We start from the raw sequence: 10,500 nt of genomic DNA on the forward strand, positions 1-10,500 counted from the left end.
TAACAGGGCCGCCAGCCGGAGGGCGCGCGAAACCAACGACCACGCGGGGCGGCCTGTCTCGTCGAAACGGTAACAGCTCAACAGCTCCGGGCGAGGCCCGGACGCCCCGCGCCCTCCCCGACCTCCGGCGGCTCCCGCCGGTGGACGAACACGCGCGCCCTCTGGACAGACCCGCGTTCCGGGTGTGTCCTGACGAGTCCGGCTCGATAACAACAACAGGCCGGATTCGAGTGAGGAAACATGTCCAACCGACCGAGCCACATCCGGCTCAACTCCCACCCCGGCGCGGGGACCGCCTCCCGCTTCCCGATCCAGTGGCGGGCGCCCGACCGCCCGCGAGCGCGGGCCCGTCATCGGCACGGTGAACGCCGGCGCCGACCGCAACGCCATCGGCGCCCACGGCGGCGCCTATTCGGTCTACCGCGCCCTGGCCGTGTCGTCGGGCGCGATGAGCGCCAACAACCGGCCCGACCTGACCAACACCGCGCCGACCACCCCCATGGGGCCGTTCCCGCAGTGGACCGACGGCGGCAAGATCGTCTCGCTGGACCCCTGGGGCGCCCGGGTGGCCGAGGACTTCGCCGCCGAGATCCAGGACGGCGTCGACATCCGCCCCACCATCGCCGTGACCCGCGCGCGCCTGCAGCTGGGCGAGATCAACGAGGCCATCGCCGCCGGCCGCATCAAGGTCGACGGGGCGGTCGTGCACGACACCGGCGACGTGGCCGTGACCAAGGCCGCCATCGACCCGGTCTGGTGGCTGCCCGGCATCGCCGAGCGCTTCGGCGTCACCGAGACGGCGCTGCGCCGCACCCTGTTCGAGCAGACCGGCGGCATGTACGCCGACCTGGTCACCCGGCCGGACATCAAGGTCTTCCTGCCGCCGATCGGGGGCATCACGCTCTACATCTTCGGCGACCCGGCCGCGATCGCCGACCCGAAGCGCCGCCTGACCTGCCGGGTCCACGACGAGTGCAACGGCTCCGACGTCTTCGGCTCGGACATCTGCACCTGCCGCCCCTACCTGACCCACGGCATCGAGGAATGCGTGCGCGAGGCGCAAGCCGGCGGGGCCGGCCTGATCGTCTATAACCGGAAAGAGGGCCGGGCCCTGGGCGAGGTGACGAAATTCCTCGTCTACAACGCCCGCAAGCGCCAGCCGGGCGGCGATCAGGCGGCGACCTATTTCGAGCGCACCGAGTGCGTGGCCGGCGTGCAGGACGCCCGCTTCCAGCAGCTGATGCCCGACGTCCTGCACTGGCTGGGGATCACCCGGATCGACCGCTTCGTCTCGATGTCGAACATGAAGCACGACGCTGACCGGCGCAGGGATAGAGATCGGCGAGCGCGTGCCGATCCCCGACGATCTGATCCCGCCCGACGCCTCCGTGGAAATGGAGGCCAAGAAGGCCGCCGGCTACTTCACCCCCGAAGGCGCCAAGTCCGCCGACGAACTGACCCGCGTGGTGGGCCGCGATCTTGAGCAGTTCTGAGACCGCGCAGGCCCTGAGCCTGCTGAACGCCGCCGCCGTCCGCGAGCGCGCGCGCGAAATCCTGGAGATCGGCCTGGCCGGCGGCCTGGAGCACTGGCGCGTCGACCTGGACCGCCTGCCCGAGACGGCCCGGTACGTCGCCGCCGTCATCCGCGACCAGTACCCGACGCTCCAGGTCCCGTTCCACGCCCGCTGGCGGCATTTCGCGGTCGACGGCGTCGATCTCTGGGCGCCGGTCGCCGACGGCGTCGACTGGCCCGACGACGCCGCCCGCGCCCGCACCGAGTTCGACCTGGCCATGGTCTCGGTGCTGCTGGACGCCGGCTCCGGCCCGGGCTGGTCCTATCACGACGCCGCGACCGGACGGACCCTGGCCCGCTCCGAGGGCCTCGCCATCGCCTCGCTGCGGATGTTCGAGGCGGGCGCCTTCTCCTCCACGCCGGACGATCCCCTGCGCGTCGACGCCGTCGCCCTGACCCTGCTCTCGGCCGACGACCTGGCCAGGGGCTTCCAGGTCACGGACGCCAATCCCCTGGTCGGGCTCGAGGGCCGCGCGGCCCTGCTGCGCCGCCTGGGCCGCCAGTGCCTGGCTCGGCCAGAGCTGTTCGAGCTGGAGGACACGCCCCGTCCCGGCGGCCTGGCCGACGTCCTGTTCGAACAGATGGACGAGCAGGACCGTCTGCCGGCCCCGGCCATCCTGCGCCTGCTGCTCGAGGCCTTCGGTCCCGTCTGGCAGGACCGGCTGACCCTGGGCGGCATAGACCTCGGCGACTGCTGGCGGCATCCCGCCCTCAAGCGCGACGACGCCACCGACGGCCTGGTTCCGATTCACAAGCTGTCCCAGTGGCTCAGCTACTCCCTGGTCGAGCCCCTGCTGACCGCCGGCGTCGATGTCGTCGATCTGGACGGCCTGACCGGCCTGGCCGAATACCGCAACGGCGGCCTGCTCATGGACCTGGGCGTGCTGGCGCTGAAGAATCCCACGGACGCCGAGAAGGCCTGGCCCGTCTCCGATCCCCTGGTCGTCGCCTGGCGCGCCATGACCGTCGCCCTGCTGGATCGCATCGCCCCGCTGGTGCGCGACGAACTGGGCGTGACGGCCCAGGTCATGCCCCTGGCCAGCGTGCTGGAAGGCGGCACCTGGGCGGCCGGTCGCCGCGCCGCCGCCGGAGCGCCGGGAGGGCGGCGGCCCGCCCCTGACCATCCTCTCCGACGGAACCGTATTCTGATGCCGAAGCCCGCCTTCACGATGGACGGCGTCACCGTCGTCGGCCACCCGCTCGTCGCGCACAAGCTGTCGATCATGCGTCCAGGGACACCTCGACCGCCCGCTTCCGCCAGTTGCTGCGCGAGATCTCGACCCTGCTCTGCTACGAGGTCACCCGCGACCTGCCGCTGGAGGACTATCCCGTCGAGACGCCGGTCGGCCCCACCACCGGCCAGAAGATCGAGGGCAAGAAGCTGGTCTTCGTACCCATCCTGCGGGCCGGCCTGGGCCTGGTGGAAGGGATGCTGGACCTGGTCCCCTCGGCCCGCGTCGGGCACGTTGGCCTGTACCGCGAGCCCGAGACCCTGGACGCGGTCGAATACTATTTTCGCGCCCCGGAGGACGTGGCCGACCGCCTGTGCGTCGTCATCGATCCGATGCTGGCCACCGCCAACACCGCGGTCGCCGCCTTGGAGCGGCTCAAGGAGCGCGGCGTGACCAACCTGCGCTTCGTCTGCCTCGTCGCCTCGCCCGAGGGCCTGGAGCGCCTGCGCGGCTGGCATCCCGACGTGCCGGTCTGGACCGCCGCCGTGGACGAGCGGCTGAACGACCACGGCTACATCGTTCCCGGCCTAGGCGACGCCGGCGACCGGCTGTTCGGGACGCGGTGACGGGCGCGCCGCGCGCTAGTGGCTGATCACCAACCACCGCCGCGCAGCGGCCTAATCCACCGTCCTGACGTTGTCGTCCGAGTTTCGGTCGATCCACTTGTTGTAGGGATCGACGCCCGCGAACAGCGGCTTCTTCGCCGTGACGAAGCGCAGCGTCTGCACCCCCGACCGGATCGGCCGGCGCTCCAGCAGGATCACGTCCGACGGGTCGAAGCGGCCCTTGCCCGGCTCGGCGGTGAACAGGCCGACGTCGAAGCTCTCGTTCAGCGGCGCGACCGTCTCCTCGCCCTTGCCGTCGGCGTAGAGCTTGCGGGCGTCGACCGTCACCGTGACGTCCCAGCGGCCGTCGGCGCGCCGCGTCGCGGTCGCCCCGGTCGTCTTGACGTCATAGAGGGTGATCTTCTCGAACAGGTCGGTGATCAGCGCCTGCTTATCCGCCGGGGCCTCGGCGCGCAGCGCCGCGATCAGGTCCAGCGAGCGCGGATAGGGCGCGCCCTTGAAGGCGTACTGGGCCAGGACCCGCCGCAGCGCGCGGTTGACCGCATCCTCGCCCAGCTGGTCGCGCAGCAGGTACATGACCAGGCCGCCCTTCTGGTAGTGGATGTACTGCTGGTTCTCGTTGCGCATCAGCGGCATCTCTTCCAGCCGCTCGGTGCCGCGCGAGCGCAGGTAGCGATCCAGCTCGAACTTCAGGAAGCGGCGGATGTCGTCGCGCCCGTACATCTTCTCCATGACCATCAGCGCCGAGTACTGGGCCAGGGTCTCGCTGAGGACGGTCATGCCCTGCTGGTTCGAGCCGACGACCTGGTGCGCCCACCACTGGTGGCCCATCTCGTGCGCCGTGACGTAGGTGACGTAGTCGATCTTCGTCGGGTCCGAGAAGTCGGCGATGAAGCCCAGCCCCTCGGAGTAGGGCATGGTGTTGGCGAAGGCTTGGGCGAAGCTGGCGTAGGCCGGGAACTCGATGATCCGAGCCTGGCGGAACTGATACGGGCTGAAGGCGCGCGTGTAGTAGTCCAGCGACGCCTTCATCGCCTCGATCATCCGGGGCGCGTTCCGGGCGTGCTGGGCGTCGTGATAGACCTCCAGGGCCACGCCGTTGTGCTCGCGGCGCAGGATTTCGTAGCGCGCCGACTGCACCGAGAAGAAGTGCAGGATCGGGGACTCGGTGACAAAGCGGGCCGTGCGGCGGCCGTCGCGGGTCACATCCGACACCTTGTAGCCGGGGGCGATCGGGGTCTGATCGGCGTCGGTCGTCACCGTGATGTCGGCGGTGACCCAGTCGGCCCCGATGTAGTTGCGGCCCCGGGCGCTCTCATCCTCCAGCTTGGCCGGACGAAGCTCGGCGGGAAGGCCATACTTGCGGCGTTTGGCCCGGTCGGTCAGCAGGCCGTTGCGGTTCATGCCGATGCTGGGGGCGAATTCGCTGTTATTGACGAAGGTCCCGTTGTCCACGACCCGGGTGGTGTTGCCGCTGGCCTTGAAGCCGTGCTGCGCCAGGACCGTCTCGAAGGTCACGGTGCGCCGCTCGCCCGGCTGCATGGGCGTGGCGAAGCGATAGATGCGGTAGTCGAACTCGGGCCATTCCCGCGCGACGGTCGCGCCTTGCACGGTCAGCGCCTTGATCTCGAGGTCGTCGGGCCAGCGCAGGTGGACCTCGTTCAGGGGCGCGTTGGTGAGGTTCTCCAGCACATAGGTCCCGCGCGTCGTCAGGCGGGGCTCGTGCGGACGCAGATCCAGCGCCAGGCGCACGCTCGCCACCGCCGGCTGCGGCGTGTTCTCGTAGCGCAGCAGAGCCTTCTCGGCGTCCGCCATCCGGCGCTCGACGGCGTCGCGGCTGACGTAGTCGTTCCAGATGTTGGTGTTGGTGTAGATGAACGCACCCAGGCCGGCGAAGGCGACCAGCGCCAGGACGCCGATCACGCCCGCCGGACCGGCGACGCGCCGCGGGAAACGCTTCAGCCTCGGCAGCAACCGGGTCTCGGTTCCCCTGCGCCACAGAGCGTAGACGACGACCAGGAGCACCACCGCGAAAGCGGTCCAGTACAGGTCGAACCAGGCGTTGAAGCCGGCGAAGTCGCCCCGGCCGTTCATGTCCGACAACGGCACGGAGAGGCCGGTTCCGTACTGATAGAGCGGGTGGTCGAAACCGAGGTTGTTCAGCACCAGCGTGGAGATCAGGTAGACCACCATGATCGCCCAGCCGACGAACTTGTTGGGCGACAACGCCTGCACGAAGATGGCCAGGATCGCCAGAAGGCTGAACCCGATCGCCTGCGGAATCGCGTACCAGACGATGTACTTGCCCAGCTCGAAGTCGAAATAGCCCTTGATCGCCTGGGTGGCGACGCCGGCGAGAATGCCCACCAGCGCGGTGGACAGCAGCACCAGCATCAGCGCCAGCGTCTTGGGGATCAGGAAGGTCCAGTCGGGCGCCGCCGAGGCGTCGATGATCTCGTGCGCCTTGCGTTCGCGGTCGCGCCAGACAAGCTCGCCCGAATAGTAGATGGCGATGACGATGGAAATCAGCCCGAACGCCCCGAACAGCGCCGTGATCGCCACCCGGGTGACCAGCAGGATCGGCGCGCCGTAGACCTCTCCGGTGAAGAACAGCATGGCCGTCGCGAAGGCGAACCCCAGCAGCATCAGCACCAGATAGGCGGGGCTGCGGAAGATCAGGGTCATCTCGAAGCCGGTGCGGGACGCCAGCTGGGCCCATGCGGCCCGGAGGCCGTGAGTCGGCTCGGGCAGGCGGCCCAGCGCCGCGGCGACCGGAGGAGCCGCATCAGCGAGCGCGCGCAGGCGCTCAGACTTCTTGGCCTTTGGCGCGCGCCGGCGACGGCGTGGAACAGCGCATAGGCGGCCGCCAGGATGGCGAAGCCGACCAGAGTCCACAGGACCCGGTTCCAGAGCAGCACGCCCTCGAGCGGCGCGTTGATCGTGTTCCGCTCAGCCGCCGTCCAGTACTTCGTCGCCAGAGAATAGGCGCCCGATCCGAACGGCTCGGCCCAGGCCAGGGCGGTCTCGAACTCGGGCCGCGACCCCAGGACCCCGTTGGTCGCGAGATAGAGGATGATCACCCCCACGACGCCGACATAGGTCGCCATCATCGAGCGCGTGACCGTCGCCAGGGTGAAGAAGAGGGCCGAGGTCAGGAACAGGCCCGTCAGGCCGTAGACCGAATAGGAATAGAGATAGTCCAGCGGACGGAACGGCCCGAGGGTCTCGGGATCCACCCACGGCATTCCGGTGCCCAGCAGGGTTCCGAACGAGATGCTCAGATAGCAGAGTGCCACGGCGGCGAAGGCGCCGAAGAAGCGGCCGAACAGATACGACGCCTTGCTCACCGGCGTGGACAGCACCAGCGGGCCGAACCCGGTCTGCGTGTCGCGCGCCACCGCATTGGCGACGATGGCCGTCGAGCCCAGGATGAAGAAGACGTTGAACGCGATGTGCGCAACGGCCAGCGAATAGGGCGCATTCTTGAAGACGTTGCCGCCCGAGCCCAGCGAGACGTTCTCGCTGGCCACCGCCCCGAACGACAGCAGGGCGAAGACGATGAAGATGACCCAGAACGCCGGCTGGCGCAGCTGGTAGCGGAGTTCGAAGCTCGCGATCTTGCCGAACATGGGGACGCCTCAGGCCGCGCGACGCGAGGCGGCGACGGTGGCCAGATAGACGTCCTCGAGGCCGCCCGGCGCGGCCTCGAAGCCGTCGCCCGGGCTCCGGTCGGCCAGGACGTGGACGACGGTGCGGCCGGCGAACAGGCGGGTCGAAATGACGTTGTACCGGGTCTGGAAGTCGGCCAGTTCGGACTTGTCGATGGTCCGGCGCCATACGCGGCCTTCCAGGTTGTGCATCAGCTCGGTCGGCGTGCCTTCCAACTGCACCTTGCCGCCGGCCAGGACCGCCATGCGGGGGCACAGGTCCGTCACGTCCTCGACGATGTGGGTGGACAGGATGACGACGACGTTCTCGCCGACCTCGGCCAGCAGGTTCAGGAAGCGGTTGCGTTCCTCCGGGTCCAGGCCCGCGGTCGGCTCGTCGACGATGATCAGCTCCGGATTGCCGATCAGCGCCTGGGCGATGCCGAAGCGCTGCCGCATCCCGCCCGAGAAGCCGGCCAGCGCCTTGCCCCGCACCGGCCACAGGTTCACCTGGTTCAGCAGGGCCTCGACGGTAGCCTTGCGGTCCTTGCCGTTGGCGATCCCCTTCAGCACCGCCATGTGATCCAGCATGTCGTAGGCCGAAACACGCGGATAGACGCCGAAGTCCTGGGGCAGATAGCCCAGCACGCGCCGCAGCTGCTCCGGGTTCTTGATCACGTCGATGTCGCCGAAGCGGATCGAGCCCGAGGTCGGGGTCTGCAGCGTCGCGATCGAGCGCATCAGCGTCGACTTGCCCGCGCCATTGGGCCCCAGCAGGCCGTACATGCCCTTGGGGATCGTCAGGCTGACGCCGTCCAGCGCTCGAGTTCCATTGCCGTAGATGTGGGTCAGGTTCTCGATCGTCAGCATGACAGCCCCTCCGTGAAGTAAAGGAACCTTGTCAGCGCCCCCTGCCCCCCGCAAGTTACAGATCGGACAGGTTTGACGGCGGACGCCCCGAACCGGGCCTCAGGCGGCGGCCTTGGCCCTGAGCCGGAAGGCGTGCAGCAGCGGCTCGGTGTAGCCGTTGGGCTGCTCGGCGCCCTCGAAGACCAGGGCGCGCGCGGCCTGGAACGCCAGGCTGTTCGCCGGATCCGCCGCCATGGGTCGGTACAGGGGGTCGCCGGCGTTCTGGGCGTCCACCTTGGCGGCCATGCGCGACAGGGCGGCGTCCACCTGTTCGGCCGTGCAGACGCCATGCAGCAGCCAGTTGGCCATGTGCTGGGACGAGATGCGCAGGGTGGCGCGATCCTCCATCAGGCCGACGTCGTGAATGTCGGGCACCTTGGAGCAGCCGACGCCCTGATCGATCCAGCGCACGACATAGCCCAGCAGCCCCTGGGCATTATTGTCCAACTCCTGGGCGATCTCCTGATCCGACCAGCGACGCCCCTCGGCCACGGGCGCGGTCAGCAGATCGTCCAGCCCCGGAACCGGCCGAGCCCCGATCTCGGCCCGCAGGGCGAAGACGTCGGTCTGGTGATAGTGCAGCGCGTGCAGGGTCGCGGCGGTCGGTGACGGGACCCAGGCCGTGTTGGCCCCGGTCTTAGGGTGGGCGGCCTTCTGGTCCAGCATGTCCGCCATCCGGTCCGGCGCGGCCCACATGCCCTTGCCGATCTGGCCCCGCCCGTCGAGGCCGCACTGCAGCCCGATGGCGACGTTGCGCGTCTCGTAGGCGGCGATCCAGGCCGCCGACTTCATCTCGCCCTTGCGGATCACGGGGCCGGCCCGCATCGCCGTGTGGATCTCGTCGCCGGTGCGATCCAGGAAGCCCGTGTTGATGAACACCAGCCGGTCGGCGACCTCGCGGATGCAGGCCGCGAGGTTGGCGGACGTTCGGCGCTCCTCGTCCATCACGCCGACCTTCAGCGTGAACCGGGGCAGGCCCAGGATGTCCTCGACCTGCCCGAACAACCGGTTGGTCAGGGCCACTTCGTCGGGACCGTGCATCTTCGGCTTGACGATGTAGACCGACCCCGCCCGGCTGTTCCGGAAGCGTCCCAGTCGCTTCAGGTCGTGCAACGCGATCAGGCTGGTGACGAGGGCGTCCAGCGCGCCCTCGAACGCCTCGGAGCCGTCGGCCATCCGCACCGCCGGGGTCGTCATCAAATGACCGACGTTGCGCACGAACAGCAGCGACCGCCCCGGCAAGATCAGGGTCGATCCGTCCGGCGCGGCGTAGTCGCGGTCCGCCGCCAGGGTGCGAGTCAGGTCGGCGCCGCCCTTCACGAAGGTCTCGGACAGGTCGCCCTTCATCAGGCCCAGCCAGTTGCGGTACGCCGCGACCTTGTCGGCGGCGTCGACCGCGGCGACCGAGTCCTCCAGGTCCACGATGGTCGACAGCGCCGCCTCCAGCACCACGTCCGACAGGCCGGCCGGATCGGCGGCGCCGATCGGACTGGAGCGGTCCAGGACCAGCTCGATGTGCAGGCCGTTGTGCTTCAGCAGCACCGCCTCGGGCGCGGCTGCGTCGCCGCGCCAGCCGGCGAACTGTGCAGGGTCCTTCAGCGCAGGGACCAGCCGGCCGTCGACCACGGCATAGCCCGCGGCCTGGCCGTGCGAGCCCTCGACCAACGGCGCGGCCTTGTCCAGGAAGGCCTTGGCGCGCGCGACGACCCGAGCCCCTCGGGCCGCATCGTAGGGGCCCGCCGGCGGCAGGTCGCCCATCGCGTCCGTTCCGTACAGGGCGTCGAACAGGCTGCCCCACCGCGCGTTGGCGGCGTTCAGCACGAAGCGGGCGTTTAGCGACGGCACCACCAGCTGCGGCCCCGCCATCGACGCCACCTCCGCATCGACGTTCTCGGTCCGGATCCGGAAGGGCTCCGGCTCCGGAACCAGATAGCCGATCGAGCGCAGGAAGGCGGCCGTCGCCTCCGGATCCCGCGGCCGGCCGTCCTCGGCCGACCACCAGGCGTCGATCTGCGCCTGCATCCGGTCTCGCACCGCCAACAGATTGCGGCATTCCGCACCGGCGCGTTCCAGAAGCTCCGTCGCGCCCGTCCAGAGACGGACGGCGTCGAGGTCCAGGCCCGGCAGGACCTCCGTCTCGATGAAGGCGGCCAGGTCATCGGCGACCTGCAATCCGGCGCGCGGCGTCATGGGCATGGGCGTGTCCTCGTCGGCGAGGACTGAAACATTCCGTGATGACCTAGGGGAAGTCGAGCGGATTTTGCGGCGCACAACAGGTTCGGCTTGCCCGATCCGCCGGCTGGCGCATGATCGCCCGATGAACGCTCGCTCCTGGCTCGGCCTGCACTGGCCGCTGATCGCCCTCCTGGCCCTGACGGCCTCCAGCGCGGCCTGGGCGATCTCGGGCGACTGGCTGACGCGGCTGGCGCTGGCCTGGGACATCGGGGTCGGCCTGTTCCTGATCGAGAGCGCGATGAAGCTGGTCCCGGGCGCGATCGACCGCCGACATCCGGCGACGCGCCGCCGCCCTGGACGACGCCGGCCCCGCCGTCCTGCCGCTCGCTCTTCTGGCG

At 69.6% G+C, this 10,500-nt stretch carries 5 protein-coding genes and 3 pseudogenes; 4 read left to right on the plus strand and 4 right to left on the minus strand.

Annotated elements, in window-relative coordinates:
* Nucleotides 1–328 precede the first annotated feature (328 nt).
* The 3 pseudogenes from AC2W7C_RS08015 to upp form a co-directional block, all read left to right on the plus strand.
* Nucleotides 329–1,483: pseudogene (locus AC2W7C_RS08015) on the plus strand (GTP cyclohydrolase II); the annotation flags it as partial.
* Nucleotides 1,480–2,652 (plus strand): annotated as a pseudogene (locus AC2W7C_RS08020) (DUF1688 family protein); the annotation flags it as partial. The pseudogenes AC2W7C_RS08015 and AC2W7C_RS08020, both read left to right, overlap by 4 nt.
* Before the next feature lie 90 nt (nucleotides 2,653–2,742).
* Nucleotides 2,743–3,371 (plus strand): annotated as a pseudogene (gene upp / locus AC2W7C_RS08025) (uracil phosphoribosyltransferase).
* A 51-nt stretch (nucleotides 3,372–3,422) separates the two neighbouring features.
* Here upp and AC2W7C_RS08030 read toward each other — a convergent pair.
* The 4 genes from AC2W7C_RS08030 to AC2W7C_RS08045 all read right to left on the minus strand — a co-directional run bounded on the left by AC2W7C_RS08030 (nucleotide 3,423) and on the right by AC2W7C_RS08045 (nucleotide 10,123).
* Nucleotides 3,423–6,056, minus strand: coding sequence for an ABC transporter permease/M1 family aminopeptidase (locus AC2W7C_RS08030; protein WP_486000962.1), 2,634 nt, complete (start codon nucleotides 6,054–6,056; stop codon nucleotides 3,423–3,425).
* The gene (locus tag AC2W7C_RS08035; RefSeq protein WP_486000963.1) at nucleotides 6,053–7,000 is read right to left on the minus strand and encodes an ABC transporter permease; all 948 of its coding nucleotides are present in this window, start codon (nucleotides 6,998–7,000) and stop codon (nucleotides 6,053–6,055) included. The genes AC2W7C_RS08030 and AC2W7C_RS08035 overlap by 4 nt, the downstream gene beginning before the upstream one ends.
* A gap of 9 nt (nucleotides 7,001–7,009) precedes the next feature.
* Entirely contained in the window at nucleotides 7,010–7,888 is an 879-nt protein-coding gene (locus AC2W7C_RS08040) for an ABC transporter ATP-binding protein (protein WP_486000964.1), read from the minus strand.
* Nucleotides 7,889–7,987: 99 nt separating this feature from the next.
* Entirely contained in the window at nucleotides 7,988–10,123 is a 2,136-nt protein-coding gene (locus AC2W7C_RS08045; RefSeq protein ID WP_486000965.1) for a malate synthase G, read from the minus strand.
* Between the two features lie 121 nt (nucleotides 10,124–10,244).
* On the opposite strand from AC2W7C_RS08045, the gene AC2W7C_RS08050 reads away from it, so the two are divergent.
* Nucleotides 10,245–10,500, plus strand: a 256-nt coding sequence (locus AC2W7C_RS08050) for a hypothetical protein (RefSeq protein WP_486000966.1), incomplete at its 3' end; no start/stop codon positions are given.

The organism is Brevundimonas sp. CURTG3B2_SDJG (genome assembly GCF_057364705.1).